At 60.1% G+C, this 22108-nt stretch carries 18 protein-coding genes; 8 read left to right on the top strand and 10 right to left on the bottom strand.

The window, feature by feature from the left end; translation table 11 throughout:
• The first annotated feature begins 33 nt into the window (after window positions 1-33).
• The 3 genes from IGS16_RS01760 to IGS16_RS01770 all read left to right on the top strand — a co-directional run bounded on the left by IGS16_RS01760 (window position 34) and on the right by IGS16_RS01770 (window position 1661).
• Entirely contained in the window at window positions 34-261 is a 228-nt protein-coding gene (locus tag IGS16_RS01760) for a hypothetical protein (protein WP_297082799.1), read from the top strand.
• A 395-nt stretch (window positions 262-656) separates the two neighbouring features.
• Complete coding sequence (locus IGS16_RS01765; protein ID WP_297082801.1) at window positions 657-884, top strand: hypothetical protein; 228 nt, start codon at window positions 657-659, stop codon at window positions 882-884.
• 240 nt (window positions 885-1124) lie between these two features.
• The gene (locus IGS16_RS01770; RefSeq protein WP_297082802.1) at window positions 1125-1661 is read left to right on the top strand and encodes a pentapeptide repeat-containing protein; all 537 of its coding nucleotides are present in this window, start codon (window positions 1125-1127) and stop codon (window positions 1659-1661) included.
• A gap of 405 nt (window positions 1662-2066) precedes the next feature.
• On the opposite strand, the gene IGS16_RS01775 is transcribed toward IGS16_RS01770, so the two are convergent.
• The 4 genes from IGS16_RS01775 to IGS16_RS01790 form a co-directional block, all read right to left on the bottom strand.
• Window positions 2067-3089: an ABC transporter substrate-binding protein gene (locus tag IGS16_RS01775; protein ID WP_297082803.1), complete on the bottom strand. Its 1023-nt coding sequence runs from the start codon at window positions 3087-3089 to the stop codon at window positions 2067-2069.
• A gap of 64 nt (window positions 3090-3153) precedes the next feature.
• Window positions 3154-4935, bottom strand: a complete 1782-nt coding sequence (locus tag IGS16_RS01780; protein WP_297082805.1) for a sodium:solute symporter family protein — start codon at window positions 4933-4935, stop codon at window positions 3154-3156.
• 42 nt (window positions 4936-4977) lie between these two features.
• Entirely contained in the window at window positions 4978-5934 is a 957-nt protein-coding gene (locus tag IGS16_RS01785; protein WP_297082807.1) for an NAD-dependent epimerase/dehydratase family protein, read from the bottom strand.
• Between the two features lie 148 nt (window positions 5935-6082).
• The gene (locus IGS16_RS01790) at window positions 6083-6562 is read right to left on the bottom strand and encodes a hypothetical protein (RefSeq protein WP_297082809.1); all 480 of its coding nucleotides are present in this window, start codon (window positions 6560-6562) and stop codon (window positions 6083-6085) included.
• Window positions 6563-6700: 138 nt separating this feature from the next.
• Here IGS16_RS01790 and argF point away from each other — a divergent pair, with 138 nt between their 5' ends.
• A complete protein-coding gene (gene argF / locus IGS16_RS01795; protein ID WP_297082857.1) occupies window positions 6701-7621 on the top strand; it encodes an ornithine carbamoyltransferase in 921 nt (306 codons plus the stop codon).
• 213 nt (window positions 7622-7834) lie between these two features.
• Here the strand turns inward: argF and IGS16_RS01800 are convergent, their stop codons facing one another.
• Window positions 7835-8635, bottom strand: a complete 801-nt coding sequence (locus IGS16_RS01800; RefSeq protein WP_297082811.1) for an exosortase-dependent surface protein XDP2 — start codon at window positions 8633-8635, stop codon at window positions 7835-7837.
• 537 nt (window positions 8636-9172) lie between these two features.
• Here IGS16_RS01800 and IGS16_RS01805 point away from each other — a divergent pair.
• The gene (locus IGS16_RS01805) at window positions 9173-11092 is read left to right on the top strand and encodes a cyanophycin synthetase (RefSeq protein ID WP_297082813.1); all 1920 of its coding nucleotides are present in this window, start codon (window positions 9173-9175) and stop codon (window positions 11090-11092) included.
• A gap of 69 nt (window positions 11093-11161) precedes the next feature.
• On the opposite strand, the gene IGS16_RS01810 is transcribed toward IGS16_RS01805, so the two are convergent.
• From IGS16_RS01810 to IGS16_RS01820, 3 genes are all read right to left on the bottom strand, one after another.
• Window positions 11162-11608, bottom strand: a complete 447-nt coding sequence (locus tag IGS16_RS01810) for a hypothetical protein (protein WP_297082814.1) — start codon at window positions 11606-11608, stop codon at window positions 11162-11164.
• Between the two features lie 32 nt (window positions 11609-11640).
• Window positions 11641-11988, bottom strand: coding sequence for a protealysin inhibitor emfourin (locus tag IGS16_RS01815; protein ID WP_297082816.1), 348 nt, complete (start codon window positions 11986-11988; stop codon window positions 11641-11643).
• 83 nt (window positions 11989-12071) lie between these two features.
• Window positions 12072-12803, bottom strand: coding sequence for a C40 family peptidase (locus IGS16_RS01820; protein WP_297082818.1), 732 nt, complete (start codon window positions 12801-12803; stop codon window positions 12072-12074).
• 192 nt (window positions 12804-12995) lie between these two features.
• Between IGS16_RS01820 and IGS16_RS01825 the strand changes: the two genes are divergently transcribed.
• Window positions 12996-13943, top strand: coding sequence for a serine hydrolase (locus IGS16_RS01825; RefSeq protein ID WP_297082820.1), 948 nt, complete (start codon window positions 12996-12998; stop codon window positions 13941-13943).
• Here IGS16_RS01825 and IGS16_RS01830 read toward each other — a convergent pair.
• On the bottom strand, window positions 13940-14716 hold the full coding sequence (locus IGS16_RS01830; protein WP_297082822.1) for a hypothetical protein: 777 nt from the start codon (window positions 14714-14716) through the stop codon (window positions 13940-13942). The genes IGS16_RS01825 and IGS16_RS01830 overlap by 4 nt on opposite strands.
• Window positions 14717-14921: 205 nt before the next feature.
• Between IGS16_RS01830 and mutS the strand changes: the two genes are divergently transcribed.
• Both mutS and IGS16_RS01840 read left to right on the top strand, forming a co-directional pair.
• Window positions 14922-17825, top strand: coding sequence for a DNA mismatch repair protein MutS (mutS, locus tag IGS16_RS01835; RefSeq protein WP_297082823.1), 2904 nt, complete (start codon window positions 14922-14924; stop codon window positions 17823-17825).
• A gap of 11 nt (window positions 17826-17836) precedes the next feature.
• Window positions 17837-18547, top strand: a complete 711-nt coding sequence (locus IGS16_RS01840) for a histidine phosphatase family protein (RefSeq protein ID WP_297082825.1) — start codon at window positions 17837-17839, stop codon at window positions 18545-18547.
• A 38-nt stretch (window positions 18548-18585) separates the two neighbouring features.
• On the opposite strand, the gene IGS16_RS01845 is transcribed toward IGS16_RS01840, so the two are convergent.
• Complete coding sequence (locus tag IGS16_RS01845) at window positions 18586-21930, bottom strand: hypothetical protein (RefSeq protein ID WP_297082827.1); 3345 nt, start codon at window positions 21928-21930, stop codon at window positions 18586-18588.
• Window positions 21931-22108 lie beyond the last annotated feature (178 nt).

Consider the following 22108-nt stretch of genomic DNA (forward strand, 5'->3'; position numbering starts at 1 on the left):
CACACCCCTCACCCCCTTCCCACCCCCTTCCCAATGGACACTGCTTTAGAAACAGATATCAGGGCGATCGCCCCCGTCATGCCCGCTGATCAGACCCTTTACCTCCTCCTCGCGCTGCATTGCGTCATTGGGCTGGCTGCAACGGCGGTTGCCTATTACAAAGGGCGAAACCTCGGACTTTGGCTATTTCTGGGGCTAACCTGCGGCACAGCGGCGCTGCTTGTCGCGCTGGTGATGAAGCGTCAACCCCGCGCTGCGTAAGAGATTAGTCCATCAGGCGCTCGGCGGGTCAACAGAAATCTATTGACAACAAATTATTAGGCATTGGCAAGAGTTTGCTGCTATAGTGTAGGGAGTATAGTTATAACTTTGGCGTTAGAGTATCTGTAGCGTCAGAAGCTTGTACCTTTGAGAAGTCAGGTTAGTTTCTCTTAGAGAGTTCTGTAGTTATACTCAGAACCTTGATGCAGTTTAGCGTTATCTCTTTGGTATCTCTTGAGGCAATCCTGCTGTCGAATGATGCCTGTTGGATGATGTGTTAACTGAAGCTTTGGGTTTAGTTTGAAGTTATATTCGATTGAGCAGTTCGATTGACCGAGTTCCTCTACCCAGTCATTCCCTTCTCTAGAATCCCACCCCATCTCCGGTAAGCTGTTATGCTGCACGCTGATCGTTTCGAGGGCACCCTGCCCAGGCATCTGTACGTTGTTTCTGGTTCTGATGTTTCTTCCAAAACCGAAACGCAGCTTCAAGCGTGTAGTTCCGCAGCAGCCCTGCAAGAGCTTTTAGCCAAAGAGGTCAGCCCCAGCAAGCGGGCAGTGATTGAAACCCTGATTAAACTATGGGAAGCAAACCCAAGGGTGTACCTTCAGCAGATGGGTTGAGACGTGAGTGACGACGATCAAGCCCTTAAGAGATTTTTACAAGAATTTGCACGGGGTGATAGAGGTCTGGAGAGTCAAGAGATACAGGACTCGCTTCAAGGGCTTCTACAGGCAATCAACCGGGTTCAGAACGCTGAGACTGACGATCCCGCCGAACTTCTTAAAGCTGCCGGGCTAGGCTACACAGGAAATGTTTTAGGTTCCGCTCAACCCAAGCTGGGGCTGAGCGGAAAAATGTTTATGGGGGCGGATCTCAAAGGGGTCGTCCTCATTGGTGCGGATTTGCGGGGCGCAAATTTCAGTAGCGCTGACCTCTGCGGCGCAAACCTGACCAGCGCCATGCTCAATAACGCAGTGCTGATCAGCGCCAAGCTCAACGATGCCAGCCTCACCAGTGCAACGCTATCCGGCGCAAATCTGACCAGCGCCACGGTCATGCGGGCGAACTTGATTGGTGCAGATTTGTCAGATGCAAACCTGTTTGCCTCGGACTTGCGCTACGCCAATTTGACAGGAGCCGCTCTCTGCCGCGCCAAACTGGGAGAGGCGATGCTGTTGGGGATTAACCTGCGCCGCGCCAACTTGATGAGTGCAGATCTGCGGGGCGCAAACCTCTACAGTGCAAATCTTTGTCGTTCAAACCTGTACTATGCCAACTTCAACGATGCGAACCTGGACGGTGTAGAGGTTGAAAAAGCCCGCTTCCGTCAAAATCAGGGCATTCCAAAGGAAACGCGGCGACAGCTCATTCAAAAGGGTGCGGTCTTTGAGGATTAGTGAGGACTGGTGAGGGGTAGCAGATTATCGTAAAGGATGTAGAAAAACAAGGTAACGCTGTCGCATTCGCAGATTTTGGGGGAGTAGGCTCCATGACCATCGAGAGAACCTGTCCAACCTGTGGGTTCACGACATCTCCAAGAACGGCACCACTCGGCGTGGCAAGCAAAACTACAAGTGCCGAGACTCAACCGCCAATTCGTAGAAGATCCCCAGTGGAAGCCGAAAGATAAGGACACCCGGGCTTTCGTCAATCTACTGCTGTTGGAAAAAATTCCATTAGCCGGTATTGCCAGGGTCAGCGGTGTCTCGGAAACAAAGGCAACAAGCAGTCGCCGTGTCAGAGAGAAGCTCGTAGAGCAGGAAGAGCTTAGATTTTCCTCTGTCCTTTACTAAAAGGCGCTATCACAGGTTTTTAATCAGCGAATCGTCGTACAGTTTTGACGCATCCAGCGGAGCAGAAATCAGCCCGATTTCCTGGCTGGTTTTGGCAGCGAAGGCGAGGCTGTCCATTACATTGAGCGGGTGACTGGGATTGAAGATAATTTCCTTATTTTCGGCTACGTCGAACATGCGGACTGTAGCAAGCTGTTCGGGCACTTCCTCCGGTTTTACGCCCAGCTTGGCAGCGACAATGGCGTTTGCTTCATCGGGATTCTCGCGCACCAGCTTCACGCCTCTGTCGATGGCCCGCATAAAGGCTTGAATGTCGGCCTTGCGCTCCTGAATCACCGACTCTTTTGCCACCAGCGCGACGGGAATAATGTTGGTTCCCTTTGAAGAAAAAATCACCTGACCGTTGCCTTCCTTGGCAGCGGTGGTCAGCCAGGGTTCGTAGGTCACCGCTACGTCGATTTTGTTTGCAGCAAAGGCGGCGGCGGCTTCGGCAGCGGGAATCACCTGCAGCTGAATGTCCTTCTCGGTCAAGCCGCCCTGCTCCAGATATTTCCGCAGCAGCAGCGCTTGCAGGGGCAGGGTTTCCCAGGCGACGGTCTTGCCCTTCAGGTCGGCGGGGCTGCTTACGCCGCGGGCCAGGATGCCGTCTGCCCCGTCGGAATAGTCCGAGATCATGATGATCTTGAGCGACGGGTCTTGAGCCGCCATGACAACGGCATCGGGGCCGCCCGTCCAGGCGAGATCGAGGCGATCGGCCAGCAGCGCCGTGTTGACATCGGTGGCGACCTGAAAATAGGTGTCGTTGACGGTGATGCCTTCTTCTTTGAAAAAGTCTTTGGCAACGGCGGCATAGTGCCCCGCAAAGCCTGGCCAGGGCGAGGAACCCACGACCAGCGGTTTGCCAGAGGGGGCAGAGGCAGCAGGCGTGGTCGAATCGGTGGCAGACTGCTGGGGATTGCAGGCGACCAGCAGCCCGAAGGTGACGATTGCAAGCAGACAAAACTGGATGAATCGACGGGTCAGTCTGAACATGGCGTTTGGCAACTACAACAACAGTGGAGAGAGCTGATTTCTAGGATTGTGAACGTCTATAGAGCTATGGAGCTATGCGGGAAGCGTCGAGCGACGGGCGATCGCCCCTTAGCTTTCTTAAGCCTACCCAGCCCAGCACGGCAACAATCAGCGCTCCCCAACCCGTGATTGGTTTCAGCAGCAAAAAGCCGCCGATGGCAAACATCGCGCCAAACAGCAGGAAACTGGCCGCTAGCGTCCGCAGCAGGTCTTTTCGCAAATCCTGAGCTGGGGCCAGGCCAGTGCGCGATCGCTGCCGGGCCCAGCCGGGGCCACCGGGGCGAATCTTGGCATAAAAGGCATCCAGCGTTTCGTCTGACTCCGGTGGCGTGAGGTACATGACGCTGACCCACACCAGCACCGAAATCGCCGAAGTCACCATCAGCCGCACGCCGAAATCGTCAATTCGCAGCACAGGGACAACGCTTGTCAGTAGCCCAATGACAAACCCTGTCAGCATGGCCGCCAATTCCGCTGCTGCATTGATCCGCCACCAAAACCAGCGCAAGATCAGCACCAACCCTGGCCCGGTGCCAATCGCGATGACCAGACGAAATACCGTCGTCACATCGGCCGCGAAAAACGCTGCTGCCCCACCCAGCACCGTCACCAGCACCGATGCCAGCCGCCCCACCAGCACCAGTTCCGCCTGGGATGCAGTGGGCTGGATGAACCGCAGATACAGGTCGTTGGTGAGATACGACGCGCCCCAGTTGATCAGCGTGGACACGGTACTCATAAACGCCGCCAGCAGCGAGGCCACCACCAGCCCCAGCAGCACGGGTGGCAAAAAGTCGAGCATCAGCCGGGGATAGCCCAGCTCTCGGTCTTCCAGCGTGGGATACAGGGCGATCGCCGCTAGGGCCACCACCACCCAGGGCCAGGTGCGAATCACATAATGCAACAGGTTGAAAAACCAGGCAGCTTTTTCGGCTTCGGCCTCGTCTTTTGAGGCGGCTAGCCGCTGGATAAATTCGCCGCCGCCATCGCTACGCCGGAACGACCACCACTGCACGGCTGCATAGGCAGCAAAGGTCGTCAGGCTAATGCCCGCCGCATCGCTCCAGCGGAAGCCGCCATCCGCGAACCCAAACGGCAAAAACGCCAGCACATCGATATCCGTTGCCTGCTGCGCTTGGGCCAGCAGCGGAGCCATGCCGCCCATTTCACCAATGGCGTAGGCCGCCACGATAAACGCCCCCACCAGCGCCAGAATGAACTGGAAAAAGTCCGTCGCCACCACGCCCCACAGGCCGGAGAAGCCCGCATACAGCAGCACCAGCAGGCTGACCCCGACCACGCTCCAGAGTTTGGCGCTGTCTCCTGGCGTGATGCCCACGCTCTGCCAGAGTTGCAGCGCGTCCACCACCTTCACCATTGCCAGCATGGCGTAGCCGATGCCGATGCAGTTGATGGGCACGGCAAACAGAAACGCTTTGATGCCCCGTAGCAGAGCCGCCGGACGACCGCCGTAGCGCATCTCCGTGAGTTGGGCATCGGTGACGATTTCCGAGCGTCGCCACAGCCGCGCAAACACGTAAATCAGAATCAGGTGAGAAATGCCGAAACTCCACCATTCCCAGTTGCCGACGATGCCGCGAGTGCCCACCACGCCCGCCACATACAGTGGTGTGTCGATTGAAAAGGTCGTCGCCGCCATGCTCGTGCCCGCCAGCCACCAGGGGAGCGATCGCCCCGATACGAAAAAATCCACCAAGCTACCCGACCCCCTGCGGGTCAGGTAGAGTCCCAACCCCAGCGAGGCGATGAGGTAGAGCAGGACAATCAGCCAGTCAATCAGTTGCATGAGGGAAAAGAGTCAGGGTTTAGGGGAGCAGGGCAAGTACCGTCAGGCGGTGGCCAACTCTCGAATGACTTCCTCGATGGGACGCGGGTTCCAGCCGAGGTCGCGGCGGGCTTTGGAGCCGTCTACCCGAACACAGCGGTCGTAGAGATAGTGAACCCGTTCGCGGCTAATCGGGGGTTGCCAGTTGAGCAGGCGACCGATGGGGTCGAGCAAGGTGCCGACGACGCGCACCACGGGCGGCGGAATTTCGGCAGGCGCAGGCACGCCGGCCGTTTCGCTGAGCAGGGCAAACATCTCGCGGGTGGTCATTTCGCCTGTGGAAATGATGTAGTGTTCGCCGCGTGGCGCTTTTTCCGCCGCCAGCAGCATTGCTGCCACCAGATCATCCACATGGACGATGCCCGTGATGCGATCGCCCCCTGCCCATACCTTCAGCTTGCCCTTCAGAAACGTCTTCACCACGGGCCCAAAGTGCGGATCATCCGGCCCAAAAATGCCCGACGGCATCACGCTGACGACATGAAAGCCCTCACTCGCTGCCTGATCCACCAACTGCTGCGCCAGATACTTGGTTCGGTCGTAGGCCGAGGAAAATCCCTGCTGCGTTCGCTGAAAGGTTTCGTCGATCACGCGCCCCTGGGTGTCGCCGTAGATGCCGATGGTGCTGCAATAGACCATCTTGGGCACATTGAGCGATCGCGCTGTGTCCAGCACCGCCCGCGTCCCGTCCACATTCACCCGCTCCATCCGCGCCGCGTCTACAATACCCAGTTCCACATAGGCCGCCGTGTGAAACACCACGTCCACACCTCGCATTCCGGTTGCCAGAGCAGCGCGATCGCCCACGTCACCATAGACATATTCCACGTCATAATCGGCCAGTCGTGACAGATTGCTGCTCTTTCGCACCAGCGCCACAACCGTATCGCCCCGCTGCTTCAGCGCCTTGACCAGGTGCGATCCCGTAAAGCCCGTTGCGCCAGTCACAAATGCTTTCATAAAAGGTTCAGGAGTCCAGGTTGCAGAAAACAAGGGGGTGGGGGCCAGGAGTTCAGACTTTGGAGACCGAGTTGCAAGACGCAGATACCCGCGATCGGGTGCCAGCCCCCAATCCAACCTCTAAAATCCCAAATCAAATTCCAAACCCCTAGCTCACGCCATTCTCTTCCAGAGACACTGCACCGTTGGTATCGAGAACCTGAATAAAGCAGGTGCCGTTGGGAAACACGCGCACATAAAAGGTGGAGCCGCTGACGATACCGTAGGTGGTGCTGCCGTCAGGGTTGGCCAGGGTCGCCAGGCCGCCGGGTTGGCTAGTAGCGATGACTTCGCTCGGCTTTTTCACAATTTGCAACACGCTCTGTCCATTTTGCTGGGCCACCTCTGCCAGGTGGTTGGGCGTGTTGCAGCGAACCGACCCAGGCGCGATCGCCACGGGAGAAGCAGGCGTGTCGGCAGGGGCTGCGCCTGCGGCTGGTGCATCAGCAGGGGTGGCCGCGGGGGCTTCTGTCACTTCGCCAATGCCTGCTTCTGGAGTGCGATCGCACGCCACAGCAAAAAGCAGGGCACCAAAGCTGGCGATCGCCAATTGAACCATCCGGGAGCAGGTGCAAGGGCTTCGTTTCATGAGACAAATCCAGCATCGTCCAAATCTTCCCCATCATTGTACGCAGAGATGACCCGGCCGGATTGTCAGACGGCAACTAAACGCCGCCGCCGAAATCTGGTAGGGTTTTATTTTCACTCAGGCATCGGGGTTGGGCGCATGGTCATGTTAAAGGGGCGAGATTTGCTGAGCATGGCAGATTTGAACACTGCCGAAGTGAACGCCATTTTGCAACTGGCAGCCGATATGAAGGCCGGTCGCGCTAGACCCCGCTGCGAAAAAACGCTGGGGCTGCTATTTCAAAAAGCCTCCACGCGGACGCGGGTCAGCTTCTCGGTCGGCATTTTTCAACTGGGGGGGCAGGTGCTGGATCTCAACGCCAGCGTTACTCAGGTCAGCCGGGGCGAACCCGTAATCGACACGGCTCGCGTGCTCGATCGTTATCTCGATATCGTGGCCATTCGCACCTTCGACCAAAAGGAATTGGAAACCTTTGCCCACTACGCCCAGATTCCGGTCATCAACGCGCTCACAGACTGGGAGCATCCCTGCCAGGTGTTGGCGGATTTGCAGACGGTGCAAGAAGAATTCGGCACGCTGGAAGGGTTGACGCTGACCTATGTGGGCGACGGCAACAACATGGCGCACTCATTGATGTTGGGAGCTGCGCTGATGGGGATGAACGTGCGCGTGGCTAGTCCCGCCGATTATCGGCCCCATCCAGATATCGTGGCGCGGGCGGCGGCCATTGCGGGCGATCGCACCGAAGTTCTAGTCACCCTCGACCCCGTTCAGGCGGTTCAGGGGGCCCAAGTCGTTTATACCGATGTGTGGGCCAGCATGGGGCAAGAAGACCTAGCCGAAAGCCGCGTCCCCATTTTCCAGCCCTATCAGGTCAATGAAGCGCTACTGAGTAAGGCAGATGGGTCAGCAATCGTGTTGCACTGTCTGCCCGCCCACCGGGGGGAGGAAATTACCGACGCAGTGATGGAAGGTCCCCAGTCTCGCGTGTGGGATCAAGCAGAAAACCGACTCCACGCTCAGAAAGCCCTGATGGCGCTGCTGTTGGGAGCCACCTGATTGAGGTGAAGGATTTGGGTTTAGAGTCGAGCGGTTTTCATGCTCATCCTCAACCACCGCAGCGTCCGCATGATCCCTAGATCAAAAAAACGCTCTCCTGAAATCAGGAAGAGCGCCTCTGAATGATGGACTAATTAGCCAGTCCCTAGTTGAAGATCAGGTATTCCCAGAGGTCACAAGAGCGCAACGCCCCGAGAGAAGATGACCAAACCCCTAGGCTTCGGCCTGAGCCTTGCGCTTGCGACGAGCCGCGATCGCAGCGCTAGCAGCCAGCACCGTACCCGCAATCGTGGCAGGCTCAGGCACCGCCGCAGCAGCCACCTTGAAGTCGGGCCCGTTGAACGCCGCACCGTTAGCAATCACGCGTAGGCGATTGGTCGAAGCACCGTTCAGCCAGAGGCCCTGAGCGCCCACCCGCTGGGTGTAGCCAATCTCAGCAGTATCAATCCCAAAGCCTGCGTAGTTAGAGGTGCTGCTGTCCAGCAGATACTCAGCCAGCACATTGCCCAGATCATCCAGCGCCTGCACCAGCATTTTGCTGTTCATGCCGCGTTCCCAGAAAAAGAAGCGGTCGGTCGCCTGATCAAAGAACAGGTCAATGATGAAGCTCCCTCGGTCTTCAGTGTCAATAATGCTACTTAGGTTAAGGTTGCCCAGGCTTGTAACGATGCTCTCGTTGGTCGCCAGTTCTTGGCGGATGCCAATGGTCGCTTCACGACCTAGGTCAGAGCTGGCAGCACCCGTGTCACCCCCACGCCACAGATCGTTGTGGATAATATTGGCACCCGATACCAGGCTGAAAGAGCTATAGGTCGATCCCAAAGCGGCAGTCAGGCTATCGGTGGTGGTCACCGAATTCAGCATGATATTGCCACGAGGGTTGGTTCCGGTGAAACTGGTGCTGAAGCTGAAAGGCGCGAAAGAAATTCCGGCTGCCCCAGCGGGTGAGGCAAACAGCGCTAGAGCGGTACCAGCGGTCAGCCCAGCCCAGGTAAGGATACGCTTGATGTTCATCATTGCTATGACCAGTAGTTTTTTGCGGTTGAGAGGCCGAGTCGCGAGGCATAGAGAACAGAGAGGTAGCATTCTGAACCTCGCCGTGCTTGTCGAGGAACGCTCGATATGCACCCACTTAGCTACCCATGCTAGCCGCAGGATTTCGTTCACGTCTCTGGAGTAAGCCCATATTTCACCGCATCTTTAATCGAGCCTGTCAGACCGGGGAACATACTGAGGCAAGCCAATTTTTGCCTCAAAAAGCATACCTTTAGACTGACATAAACCCCGTATATTCCGAAGGTTTTGTCTTAAATTTTCACCTTTACAGAGCCAAATAGACCCCCATTGCTAAGCAGTCGTAATTTTAAGTGCTGCTTTGCGAAATCTGAGGCTGCCCCCCGTAGCCGCCTGGACTGGCCTCCAAAAATCGGCTCAAAAGCATTACAAATGTAACGGCGGGCGTGTTTCAGAACAGGGTATATTAGCTTCGCCTATGTAATGTCCTGGTAATGTCCTGGCAGCCAGGCTAAAGCCGAGGGTGGCTGAAGAGTTATGGTGATTGACGAATCAAGTGGAACGGCGAGTCCGGTCAATGCTCGGAAAACCGATATTTTCGACGTGTTTGGCTTCAAGCATTACATTGGGCCGAATCCCTACTTAGGGCGAGGGGCACTGGTGTTTCGGCTGGCGCTGACGGGCCATCGAGAGCCGCTGCCGTTGGGTGATTATGTAGAGGCGATCGCCCAGCGGTATCCCAAAATGGCGCTCACCGAGTACAAGTCCTACGCCGATTTGTTTGTGCAAACCGTGGTCGAGGTCGGCAAACTGGACATGGATTTGCACTGTGAACTGTGGAGCCTCCAGCCCACCGAGCCGACCACGATTGCAGTCGAGTCGATCCACGAGTCCACCAGCTACGGCACCGTCTACGCAGTTTGGGACTGGTTCGAGGCAATTTCCAATGGACAGCCCTTTCAGCTTGAAGACCAGATTGCGCTGCTGCAAACCCGCTTTCGCCGCTCGGTCTACGGCGGCCCTACGATCTACGCCCTGCTGCGGGCGGCTCATAACCAGGGCATTCCCGCCTTTTATCTGCCCGATGAGGGGCTAATGCAGTATGGCTACGGCAAAAAGCTGGTGCGGGGGGTCGCTACGACTTTCGATTGCGATAGCCATGTGGATTCTGACTTTACGACCCGCAAAGACGACTGCAAGGCCTTTCTCAGCACGCTGGGTTTCCCAGTGCCCCAAGGGGCGATCGTTTCCACGCTGAAGGAAGCGCTGAAGGCGGTGCAGTCGATCGGTTACCCGGTCGCGGTCAAGCCTGTGGTCGGGCACAAGGGCATTGGGGTGACGGCCGACGTGCAGGACGACAGCGAACTGGAATTTGCCTTTGACCGAGCGGTGGAGGCCCACGAAGATGGTCAATCCATTGCGGTCATTGTTGAACAGAGCATCTCCGGGCTGGATCATCGGCTGCTCTGTGTGGATGGCAAGTTTGTCGCCGCCACCCAGCGCCGCCCCGCCTCGGTCACAGGCGACGGGCGCTCCACCATTGCCGAGCTAATTGCGCTGGAAAACCGCAAACCAGAGCGGCTCGACACGCCCACCTCGCCCTTGGGCAAGATCATCGTGGACGAGTCGCTGGAACGCTACCTGTCGGAGCAGCGGCTTGACCTCGACAGCATCCTCGATCCAGATGAAGTCATCTACTTGCGAAAGGTGGCGAACCTATCGTCTGGCGGGGTCAGCATCGACGCAACCGAGCAGGTTCACCCCGACAATATTGTGCTTGCCCAGGATATTGCTCAGCATTTTCGCCTCGTCTGTCTCGGCATTGATGTGCTTACGTCCGACATTTCACGCTCCTGGAAAGAGGGCAACTTCGGCATCATCGAGATCAACGCCGCGCCGGGGGTTTACATGCACCTGCGTCCAGCCGTCGGCAACAGCATTGATGTAGCTTCGCGGATTCTGGAAACCTTTTTTGAATCGGGGCAAGCTGCCCGCATTCCCATCTTCACCTTCAACTATCTGCCGCTTAAGGAACTGCAAGAGCTGGTTGATCAAATTTTGGTGAACTATCCCAACTGGACGATTGGGGCCATTTGCCGGGATGCCGCCTTTGTCAATCGCTCTCAAAAAGCGCTGACGGGTTCCTACAACACGAAGGTACAAAGCCTGCTGCGGAATCCCAAGCTGGATTTGCTGATTGCAGAATATGACGAAGCAACGCTAGAGCAAGAGGGCTGCTTTTATGACGGCAGCAATATTGTGATTTTGGACGCGCCCACAGAAACGGAGAAAATGCTGTCTCGCAATATCGCTGACGGCGCAACAGTGGTAATCAAAGAGGGCAACGCCGTTTCTCGACGGCGAGAAGGCCTGGTAGAAACCTATGAGCTGGCAGAGGAAGAGCCATTTCAGCGGGTGTATTGGAAAGAGATTTCCGCGATTCTGTCAGAAAAGTAGCCCGGCCTGTTGCGGGGCAAGATTGCACCGCCGAGCCTCCACCTGTCTATTCTTAAGACGCTGGATGGGTCAGGGCTGCGTGACCAGCAGCGTCGCCGCATAGTCTGCCGGGGAAGAGGGACGGGTTGTGGGATAGGGGGTCAGATCGATCAGCTTCACCGTCAGTCCATTCACTGACCGTGCGGCGGCGGCCTCGTCCCCCAGCCGCTGAACCAGCAAGAGTTCTTGGGCGGGCTGCCCCGGCTGGCTGAGCATGACGATGATTTCTGCCTGCCCCGGCCAGACACAGGTCACATCGCTGGGGCAACGTGAATCCTGCTCGACCCGCGCAAAGGTGAGCGTCTGCTGATTGGGCAAGGTAGCCGTGCCCGCTAGGGGCAGTTGAAACGGGCTGTCTAATTGAACTGTTTCTGGCGCGGGTAGGGGACTGGAAGAGACGGGCGGTGGAGCCAGCGGCGTACATCCCAGCACCAGTAGAGCGACGAGGAACGACACCAACCAGGAGGGCTTAGACAACGGCGGAGATATTGATAAGCAACAGGGCATGGCTAGCGGTGCTCTAGAGCGAGGTCGCGGAGGCGAGACAGCAGCAGTTGCAGCGACGGCGGTGCAGTGAGGTCGGTGACGGTGAGGGACTGGTGGCGATCGCCCTCCTGAAGCTCTAGGTGGTAGGTCATCACGTCGGGCGGCCCGGGGCTGGCGCTGGCCAACTGGCTGGGCTGCATCTCCATCACATTGGACTGCCGCACCAGGGCTTCCAGTTCCGAGGCTTCCCCTGGCCGCAGCGTGCGGGTATCCACACTGTAGGCTAGCCGCAGATTGGCAAAACCGCCGCTGGATTGGAAGTCGATTCGCATAGCAGGGAGAAACAGGAGGGTGGCGGCAGATGATTTCATGGTACATCAGCCAAACCGCCGTCCTCCCCCTTCCCTCTTCGTTCTTCTCTCTTCGTTCTTCCCTTTTCCCTCTTCCCTCTTCCCTAACCCCTGCCCCCGACATAGCAGGCCACAACTCGACCGGCTCCGCGAAACTGGCGAAAGTAGGCGCGGCTGACGGCATTGCTCTGTTCCGACAGGACATCAATGCCAATGCCGTTGCGCCCTTGGTCTTTGCCAGAACTGTGAAGGTATTGCCCGTCGCCCAGGTAGAGGCCAACGTGGGTGCAGCGGTCGGGGCGGCCGAAAAACACGAGGTCGCCGGGCTGGAGGTCGGTTATGGGAATCGGCTGCACAAAGGCTTCCTGCTGGTAGGCATCGCGGGGCAGCCAGATGCCCGCCGAGGCAAAGGCCGTTTGCACCAGCCCAGAACAGTCGTAGTTGGGGCCGACCGTGCCGCCCCAGAGGTAGTGGTTAGGCTGGGCCATGGCCTGGCGAGCAAAGGCAATGACCTGGGGCAGACAGGCGTGGATGTCGTCGGTGCTGAGGGCGATCGCCCGATAGGGAGCCTCCGCCACCGTCAGCAGATCCAGATCTTCCACCGCCACCCAGCCCGGATAGTCGTCTTCACACAGCACCACGGAGACCGCGCTGCGGGTCGGGTCGGCACTGGCATCAGGCAGCGGCGGTAAGATCCGCAGGTATCGCCCGGCAACGGCTTGCGTCGCCAAATCCTTGAGCGCAGGCGAGTCATAAAGATTGAGATTTTCGAGACACTGATAGGTAACGGTGCGATCGCTCGCAAAATCAGCTTGAATAGACGCAAGGGAAACCATGTCGTACCGGGAAATGAGGCAGGGCTAATCTGCTTTAGCACTCGATCGGCAGTGGAACCCTCGATCCGAGGCAAATCGATTTACCCTGCTTAGATTCAACTCTTTTTTTGATTCAACTCTTTTATAGTAAGTGGCCCCCAGGCCGCTGCCTTGATTCGCCCCCAGCCCGCCCTATTCTTCCCCCCTGCCTCCATGCCATTTTTCCAGCGCGATGACCAGCTTACCCTACAGGGCGATCGCATTCTTGCCGCCACCCGAGCCGAATTCCCCAGCCTCGCGCCCAATCAAATTGCTTTCACCTGGCTGGTCTATCGACCGCCCATCCCCGTCAACACAGGCGGCGCAATTTCGCCCCAGCAATTCTGGCAATATTCCGTCGGCGGCTACTCCTATCGCGGCGTAGAGCTAATTTACCCCGCTAGCGTGGTTAAGCTGTTTTATCTGGTGGCGGTGCAGGAGTGGCTAGAGCAGGGCATGATTGCGCCCTCCAGCGAGTTGGATCGGGCCATCCGCGACATGATTGTAGACTCTAGCAACGACGCGACGGGGCTGGTAGTGGACATGCTGACGGGCACCACCAGCGGCCCCGAACTGCCCATCGAGCCGTTTGAAACCTGGAAATATCAGCGCAATATCGTCAACCGCTACTTCAAGTCCCTGGGTTGGGAAGAACTGGACACGATTAATGTGAATCAAAAAACCTGGTGCGACGGCCCCTACGGGCGAGAGCGGGCCTTTTATGGCGAACTCATGGAAAACCGCAACCTGCTGACAACCGAGGCCGTGGCGCGGCTGCTGCACAGCATCGTGGGCGGCGTGGCAGTGAGCGGCGAGCGATCGCAGTTCATGATGCGCCTGCTGCATCGCAGCCTCAACCCTGCGGAGCTAGCCGCCGACCCCGAAAACCAAGTCACAGGCTTTTTGGGCGGCGGTCTACCGCAGACCGCGCGGCTCTGGTCGAAGGCGGGACTTATGAGCCGGGTGCGCCACGACGCGGCCTACATCGAACTCCCCGATGCGCCGCCCTACCTGCTGGTGGTGTTTACCGAAGGGCGAGATCACAGCCAGAACGAGGCGATTTTGCCGTTTGTATCGCAGCAGGTGGCGGCGGCCATGATGGAGCTGGGGGTGCGGGGTTAGGGCGTGAAGGTCAGCGTGGCGATCGCCCGGTCGTAGGCCTGGCGATACTGGGCATCCGCTTCGCCCGTGCCCACCTGGTTGAGCGTGATCAGCACCCAGTTCTTGCCGTCGGGCGTGGGCACTAGCACCTGCTCCATGTCGTAGAGTCCGCTGGAGCGAAAGGCGATCGCCTGCTGCCCCGCCACGGTGACTTCCTGAACCTCGCGCACGTTGGTAAACCAGTCGCTCTGGGCGATCCATTCGGTGGCGGAAAGTCCGTCTGGGTTGGGCTGGACAGTGACGCTAACATTGGCAGGATACTCCGTGCCGCCCTCGTATTCGCCCGCTTGGATGGCGCGGTCATGGTCAATCGTCCAGATCTGTACGGCTTCGCGGGCCACGACCTCCGGCGGAAACTCGGTTTCGCCGTGGGCCACAAACTGATCCGCAGAATAGGCAAACTGGAACCCAAAGCGATCGCTGCGATAAAGTCCCGATTCTGGCGCAGCCGCAATGGGTGAGGGCTGCTCGGTCGGGGTTCCTGTGCCGACTGGGGGTGACACGGGCGGCGACTGCACCTGACAAGACACAGCAGCGACAATCAGCAGCCCGAGGCTGAGTCGATGCAGGGCCAGGCGGGTAGAAGGATTGGCATTTGGGGTCATCATGAGGCTCCGTCGAGTCTGTAGGGGGCTTGCAGATGGAATAGCTTCACCGGGAAGACCGGGCGTTCCGCAAGACGCGGCCGGCTCGGCAAAAACTTTGGAGGGCGATCGCCCCCACCGCAAAACCATACGATAAAGTCAAAAAGGAACCGCCACTCACAGTGCCATTCACAGTTTGGTGCGGCAAGATGATTGAGTTAGATTGCCCTCTTTGAAGATCACACCACGCTGCGAGTTCCCCCAGCCCTGATTAAAATTTTCAATCAGTCTGTTCTATTAGTCTGTTTGTCCGTCTGCTGCCAATCCCGATTGCTGCTCCCTACCGCTCCTGCCCATGACCGACCTGCCCCCCGCCCCCAATCCGCTGGAATCTCAACGGTTCGGAGACCTGCCAGAACGGCTCATCAAGCAGACGGTGCGCTACATCGACCATCGCTCCGTAGACCGCGACGCGCTGACCCCGATGATGCGCCACTACGCTGATCTGAAGGACGAGTATCCCCAGGCACTGCTGCTATATCGGGTGGGCGATTTTTTTGAGACGTTTTTTCAGGATGCTATCACCATTGCCCAGGAGCTAGAGCTGGTGCTGACCGGCAAAGACGCAGGCAAGACGGTGGGGCGAGTGCCGCTGGCGGGTGTCCCCCACCACGCCATAGAGCGCTACTGTGCCCAACTAGTGGAGCGGGGCTACGCCGTCGCCATTTGCGACCAGACCGAAGACGCGGCGGATGCCCAGGGGCGACTGGTGCAGCGCCAGGTGACGCGGGTGATTACCCCCGGCACGGTGCTGGAAGAAGGAATGCTGAACGCCCGCCGCAACAACTACCTGGCAGCGGTGGTGATAGCTGGGGCGCACTGGGGGCTGGCGATCGCCGATGTATCGACGGGCGAGTTCCTGACCACCCAGACCAGCGGACTAGAGATGCTGACCCAGGAAATCCTGCGGCTCCAGCCGTCGGAAATTCTGCTGCCCACCAACGCGCCCGACTTGGTGGGGCTGCTGCGACCCGATGCCCGCGCCGGAACCCCCGATCCACGCCGGGCCGCCGCCCTGCCAGAGGCGCTGCCGCCCCAGTTTTGCTATACGCTGCGTCCGCAGGCCCCGTTTCAGGCGGCCGAGGCCCGTCAGCGCCTCCTGGAGCGATTTCGCGTGCGATCGCTAGAGGGCATGGGCTGTGAACATTTGCCCCTAGCGGTGCGGGCGGCGGGTGGGCTGCTGCAATACCTGGAAGAAACCTCTGAGCGCCAGCTCGAAGCCGTCCCCGCCGAAGCTAACGCTGCCCCGTCCCCCGCCCCGCCCGCGGCCCACGCCTACCCCACCCGCATTCCCCTCCAGCCCCTCTGCACCTACACCCTCAGCGATTTTCTGGTGATCGACCACCAGACCCGCCGCAACCTGGAAATTACCCAGACCCAGCGCGACGGCACGTTTCACGGCTCCCTGCTGTGGGCCCTAGATCGCACGGTGACGGCCATGGGCGGGCGGGCGCTGCGGCGCTGGCTGCTGCAACCCCTGCTGGATCGATCCGCGATTCAGGCGCGGCAGGACACGATTCAAGAACTGATTGACCAGGGGACTTTGCGCCAGCAGCTTCAGCAGATTCTCAAGCAAATCTACGACCTAGAGCGGCTGACGGGGCGAGCCGGATCGGGTACCGCCAACGCCCGCGATCTGGTGGCCCTGGCAGATTCCCTCGGCAAGCTGCCAGAGATTGCTGAGCTGGCGGCAGTGGGGCGATCGCCCTTTCTGACCGCGCTGCAAACCGTGCCCCCTGTGATGGACACCCTGGGGCGGACGCTGCGAGCCCATCTGGTCGAAACGCCGCCCCTCTACCTGACCGAGGGCAACCTGATCCGCCCCGGAGTGAATCCCCAGCTAGACCACCTGCGCCAGAGCATCGAGGCCGACCAGCAGTGGATCGCCCAGCTTGAAACCAGCGAGCGCCAGCGCACCGGCATCGCCACCCTGAAGGTAGGCTACACCAAAGCCTTTGGCTACTACCTCAGCATTTCGCGGGCCAAAGCCAGCGCCGACCTGCCCGACGACTACATCCGCAAGCAGACCCTCACCCACGAAGAGCGCTACATCACGCCGGAACTGAAGCAGCGGGAATCGGCAATTTTTCTGACCCGCGAAGCCGTCCATAAGCTGGAGTACGAAATTTTCACGGCGCTGCGGCTTCAGGTGGCCGAGCAGTCCGAGCCGATTCGCCAGGTGGCAGGGGCGATCGCCGCCCTAGATGCCCTCTGTTCGCTGGCCGAAGTGGCCGTCTATCAAAACTACTGCCGCCCAGCCATCACGGAATCCCGCCGGATTGAGATTGTAGACGGTCGCCATCCCGTGGTGGAGCAGTCCCTACCCGCCGGGTTCTTTGTGCCCAATTCAGCCAGCTTAGGCTCTGGAGATCAGGCTATGGAGCATGGGGGAATCGGAGCGTCGATCGCCCCTCCCCCACCGCGCCCGCCCGCCGATGTGCCTGCGCCCCCGCCTGCCCCCACACCGACCCACAGCGCCCCAGACCTGATTATTCTGACCGGGCCCAACGCCAGCGGCAAAAGCTGTTACCTGCGGCAGGTGGGGCTGATTCAACTGATGGCGCAGGTGGGCAGCTTTGTGCCTGCGGCGGCGGCAACCCTGGGGGTGTGCGATCGCATTTTCACTCGCGTCGGTGCAGTAGACGACCTGGCCACGGGGCAGTCCACCTTTATGGTGGAGATGAACGAGACGGCCAACATTCTCAATCACGCCACGCCGCGATCGCTCGTCCTGCTCGATGAAATCGGGCGGGGCACAGCCACCTTTGACGGGCTTTCCATTGCCTGGGCTGTGGCAGAACACCTGGCCACCGAAATTCGCGCCCGCACCCTCTTTGCCACCCATTACCACGAACTCAACGAACTCGCGTCGCTGCTGTCCAACGTGGCCAACTACCAGGTCGTAGTGAAAGAACTGCCCGATCAGATTATCTTTTTGCATCAGGTGCGTCCCGGCGGCGCAGACAAGTCCTACGGCATCGAGGCCGGGCGACTGGCGGGGTTGCCGACCTCGGTGATCGAGCGGGCGCGGCAGGTGATGGGGCAAATCGAGCGCCATTCCCACATCGCCGTGGGGCTGCGGGGCGAGTTGCGGGATGCGCCTCGCAGCCCCGACTCCACGGATCAGGGGCCGACCAAGGCCGCCAGTCGCCGATCCCGCCTTCGAGAACCAGCGGGTCAGCTGAATATCTTTACCTGATAGGCGTTTTCATGATTCACCTGAGGCTGCTTCCAATCTGTGCTAGGGTGCTGACAGGTGGGGCGATCGCCCTGTTGAGCGCCTTCACCCTATTGGGCTGTGCCTCCGGGCCGATGGCCAGTTCACCCACACCCAGTGCCCTGCCCAGCGCCGCACCGCCCAGTCCCATCGCCCAGTCCACCGCTCCCACCGCGCCGCCCCTCGTGGTGCAACCCCCGTCCCGCTCTGTCGAGGAACTGTGGGCCCTGCTGCGACAGGAATTGGGAGTAGTGGTGCTGTTTCGCCATGCCCGCGCCCCAGGAACAGGCGACCCACCCGCCTTTCGGATCGACGATTGTTCGACCCAGCGCAACCTGGACGCAGCGGGGCAGCAGCAGGCGCGACAGTTGGGCGAGGCGTTTCGGCAGCGGCAGATTCCGGTGGCGCGGGTGCTGTCGAGCCAGTGGTGTCGCAGCCTGGACACAGCGCGGCTGATGGATTTGGCCCCGGTGGAGCCATTCCCCGTGCTGAACTCGTTTTTTGGCGATCGCACCACAGAACCCCAGCAGACCCGCGCCCTCCAGCAGTTCATCCTGGAGCAGCGCAACACCCCCGGCGTGGCTGTGCTGGTCACCCACCAGGTCAACATCACCGCCCTGACGACCCTCGTGCCCCGCGAGGGCGAAGCCGTCCTCGTTCGCGCTACGCCCCAGGGCGAGATTGAAGTTCTCGGAAGAATTTAGCGAATATCTGGGCTACTTTTCTGGGCTACTTTTCTGGGCTACTTGCCTCTGGCGTAGCTCCAGGGAATCATCGGGTCTTGGGCAATGCGGCGAGACAGGGCAAACGCGCCGTAGCGATTCAGGTGGCTGGGGTCGGAGAAATAGTCGTACTGATCCAGCCAGATTTCGCCCAGGTCGCGGAAGACTAGGCTGGGGCTGTCCAGATCCTCGCGCAGCAGATATTGGCGGAAGGTCTGCTCGTGCTGGCGGCGCACCGGGTCGAGGTATTCATCCGTCAGCGGCAGGTTGACAAAAATGACGGGAATATTGCGATCGCTCGCCAGCCTCAGCACCGATTGAAAGGCCGCCGCCTGCACGCCCTCAATCCGAAAATCCGTATAGTCGCCATCGTAGCGGCCCTGCACGCGGGCATATTCCTGGTAGTAGGTGGCAGGGTTGAACCGCAGCGCCAAGGGCAAAAAGCCGTCGAAGTCGATCAGGTCACGCCCCGCATCCACCAGGGATTCGGCCGAGTCGGCAGGCAGGCGCGAGGGCATCGGGCTGAGGTCCGGCGTGGGGGCCGCAGACACAGCGCTGGGGGACTCTGGACGGACTCGCTGCTGGAGCGCGTCCTTGAGGCGATCGCGCTGACCAAACACCGCCGACCGTTGACCCAATTGTTCACTCAGCCAGCGATCGAGGGTCTGGTAGCTATCCCGCAGCGTCGTGTTGAGGGTCACCGTTGGCTCTACGGGTGCCGCTGGGGTTTCAAAATCCTCCGGTAGCACCTGGGGTCGCGCCAGCGTGCCCGCCAATAGCTCCCGATAGGCAGGCGACACCGCAATGCCGTTGTAGGTGACATCCACCGCGCCGCTGTTGAAGGCCCGCGCCCCGTCGGCCCACAGGATCAGCCTCGGCAACTGGTTGGGCTTTAGCACCTGCCGCAAAATCGCGTCTACCACCTGCGCCGTTGCGCCGTTGACCCCAAAGTTGAACACCGACACATCGGCATAGCCCAGGGTCGCCAGTTCCCGCTGGAGCGCCACCGGGTCAACGCCCCGTAAGGCCCGCGAACTGCCCACAATTAGCACATCAGGCGGCTTGCCCGTCTGCCGCAGGCGCTCGTAGTAGAGCATCAGCTTCTCATCGAGCTGGCGGCTATTGAAGGTGGGGAAAGGCAGCCCCGCCGCCAACACCTCGGCCACCGTCTGCGGCTCGGTCGCGCTGACGGGCGTGTAGGGCAGCGATCGCGACGAAATCTGCACCCCTGGCGAGGGCGATGGGGTCGGGGCGTTGGACTCGGCTTCGGCTTCCTCGCTGCGGGTAAAGCCCGACAAATCAAAGATGCGATCGCCCCTCTCTGGGGCTTCAGGACTGGGGCTGGGCGATTCGCGTAGCGATCCTGGCGGGAGCCGCCCATCGGCAGCTCCGGCTTCAGCAGCGGTCGCCGAGGGGCCCCGGTTTGGCGGCAAGGCCAGCGACGGCACCTCATCCACCGCCACAAATCGATCCGGCTGGGTCCTTTGCTCAGGCTGCTGCAAGAGTCGCGCCAGATGCCAGTCTGCCTGCATCGCCAGCAGCAGCCCTGCCGCCCCCCATACCGCCGCCAGCGCCCCATTCCGATAGCTGCGGCCGTCCGATCGCCAGGGTTCTGAGGAGTCGTCGGCGGGGGCATCCTCCGTGGGAGCAAACAGGTGCGTTTTCACCAAGGTCTGCCGAATCGATGCGCTGAGGCGATCGCACCAGCGCTGCCAGGCCGTTTGCAGATCTACATCGGAGCGCAGGATCAGGTCGCCGCCAGGGGTCAGCAGGTCACCCACATAGGCATCGGTGGCCGCAAATTCCGGCGCTGGCTCTGGCACCACGCGCGATCGCGGCGCAAAATCCACCCCATAGCTCCACAGGGGCCGCTTTTGCCCCGCACGCCGCCCGTAAACCCGCACGCCGGCCAGTTGCGGCAAATTCAGATCCCGCAGAAAGCGCACCACCGTCGTGCCAACGCGGCGCTGGTCGGGACACACGGGCGCATCGCTCATGACATGCAGCAGATAGCGCTGGGCGCTGGCAGGCGCATCCGATGGCACGCTGCCCTCTGGCTTGGGCAAAAGCTGGACACGGATGCCGCCCGTCGCAAGCTGCTGATTCAGGTCGGGATTGAGCAGCCGATTCAGCAAAAAGGCGATCGCCCCCCAGTCACCCTGCTGGGCCAGGGTCAGCGTCGAGTCTGCTAGGTGCGGCTGCTGGCGGGCGGGCAAATCCAGCCATTCCACCCAGGCCGGCGTTTCCTGGTGCAACACCTGGCCGTAGACTGTCGCGGCGTGGATACCCTGGGGCGCGATGGATTGCAATACGGCTCCCACACCGGCCTTCACCGCGGCTCGGTCGGGGGGATAGGGCGCAAGGCTGCTCTGGGGCAGGGGGCTACAAAACAGGTGCAGCGTCGAATCCCGCAGCGTTGCGGTAGACACCTCGCCTTCCAGCATCTCCAGCACCGGGGTGAGCAGGCGCGTCAGGCTGCCCACGTCGCCCCAGCGGGCCCACTCCCGCAGCATGGCATCGGGCGGGGTTAGATCGACCTGGAGCATCCAGTCGGGCTGGCTTTCGCCCGCCACCTGCACCCGCACCACCGCATCCCGAAAGCCCTCCAGCCGCAGATCGCGCAAATGCTGGGCCAGTGGCTCCGCCAGCAGAGAAGAATCCAGCGAATAATTCGCCTCGCACAGCACCCAGAGCCGCTGGGGTGGGGGTTCCGGTGGGGCATCGGGATCGGGACGTGGGGCAGGGCGCAGCGGCTTGACGGTCGCCTTCACCGATACGCCAAAGCTGCTGAGGTGGTCGCTCAGGTAGCGGGCGATCGCCCCCGGATGCCCCTGCCGCGCCAGAGCCAGGGTTGACCCAGAGAGCGCGGCATCGCCTTCGACCGGGCGATTCCCAGAGGGATCGCTACGCGAATCGCCCGACGGTAGTTCGCTCAATCCGACCGCTGAATCAAAGCCATCCCCCACGCTGACCGTCGCCAACTGTCCACCCCGCTGCGGTGCGGTCTCCTCTGCCAGCAGGGATTCCCCAAGAAATTGCTGGATCTGATAGTCCAACTGATGCAGATCAATCGAAAACGACCAGTCCGGCGACGACTGTCCGGGTCGCCGACCGTAGAGATAAATTAGATAAATCGTCGGCTGTCCGGCGGGCACCAGCGTATTCAGGTCTACCTCCCGCAGCGCGGGCAGCAGCCGCCCCACGATCGCCCCCCGATCGGGGCAGGGCTGCGCTTCGCAGAGAATGTGCAGGTGATTGCCGCGCAGACGAAACTGGACGCGCTCCTCCAGCAACCCTGTGGTATCGCGAAACCACAGCGCCAGCGGCGACGTTCCCGGCGGATGCTTCTGCTGCAAATCAGACATCAGACGTTGCGTGACCCTTCAATCCAGGCGTGCCGCTAAAACGGCGACCCGGCTCAACCATAACCGCAGATCCAAAGACCCTATCGACGATTTCATTCTAGCGGCCGGGGCGATTCCCGGAGGGATCGCTTCGCGAATCGCCCGTCACTCCTTTCTATCGCCCCGTTTTAGCACGGAT

This window comes from Thermoleptolyngbya sp. C42_A2020_037, from assembly GCF_015272455.1.
GTDB lineage: Bacteria > Cyanobacteriota > Cyanobacteriia > Elainellales > Elainellaceae > Thermoleptolyngbya.

Coding starts and splice junctions, on each gene's coding strand:
- IGS16_RS01790 (WP_297082809.1), bottom strand. CDS start 6,562: ATGAAACGAAGCCCTTGCACCTGCTCCCGGATGGTTCAATTGGCGATC.
- IGS16_RS01805 (WP_297082813.1), top strand. CDS start 9,173: ATGGTGATTGACGAATCAAGTGGAACGGCGAGTCCGGTCAATGCTCGG.
- IGS16_RS01770 (WP_297082802.1), top strand. CDS start 1,125: ATGGGGGCGGATCTCAAAGGGGTCGTCCTCATTGGTGCGGATTTGCGG.
- argF (WP_297082857.1), top strand. CDS start 6,701: ATGGTCATGTTAAAGGGGCGAGATTTGCTGAGCATGGCAGATTTGAAC.
- IGS16_RS01800 (WP_297082811.1), bottom strand. CDS start 8,635: ATGAACATCAAGCGTATCCTTACCTGGGCTGGGCTGACCGCTGGTACC.
- IGS16_RS01820 (WP_297082818.1), bottom strand. CDS start 12,803: ATGGTTTCCCTTGCGTCTATTCAAGCTGATTTTGCGAGCGATCGCACC.
- IGS16_RS01765 (WP_297082801.1), top strand. CDS start 657: ATGCTGCACGCTGATCGTTTCGAGGGCACCCTGCCCAGGCATCTGTAC.
- IGS16_RS01775 (WP_297082803.1), bottom strand. CDS start 3,089: ATGTTCAGACTGACCCGTCGATTCATCCAGTTTTGTCTGCTTGCAATC.
- IGS16_RS01785 (WP_297082807.1), bottom strand. CDS start 5,934: ATGAAAGCATTTGTGACTGGCGCAACGGGCTTTACGGGATCGCACCTG.
- IGS16_RS01845 (WP_297082827.1), bottom strand. CDS start 21,930: ATGTCTGATTTGCAGCAGAAGCATCCGCCGGGAACGTCGCCGCTGGCG.
- IGS16_RS01815 (WP_297082816.1), bottom strand. CDS start 11,988: ATGAAATCATCTGCCGCCACCCTCCTGTTTCTCCCTGCTATGCGAATC.
- IGS16_RS01825 (WP_297082820.1), top strand. CDS start 12,996: ATGCCATTTTTCCAGCGCGATGACCAGCTTACCCTACAGGGCGATCGC.
- IGS16_RS01780 (WP_297082805.1), bottom strand. CDS start 4,935: ATGCAACTGATTGACTGGCTGATTGTCCTGCTCTACCTCATCGCCTCG.
- IGS16_RS01830 (WP_297082822.1), bottom strand. CDS start 14,716: ATGGTTTTGCGGTGGGGGCGATCGCCCTCCAAAGTTTTTGCCGAGCCG.
- mutS (WP_297082823.1), top strand. CDS start 14,922: ATGACCGACCTGCCCCCCGCCCCCAATCCGCTGGAATCTCAACGGTTC.
- IGS16_RS01760 (WP_297082799.1), top strand. CDS start 34: ATGGACACTGCTTTAGAAACAGATATCAGGGCGATCGCCCCCGTCATG.
- IGS16_RS01840 (WP_297082825.1), top strand. CDS start 17,837: ATGATTCACCTGAGGCTGCTTCCAATCTGTGCTAGGGTGCTGACAGGT.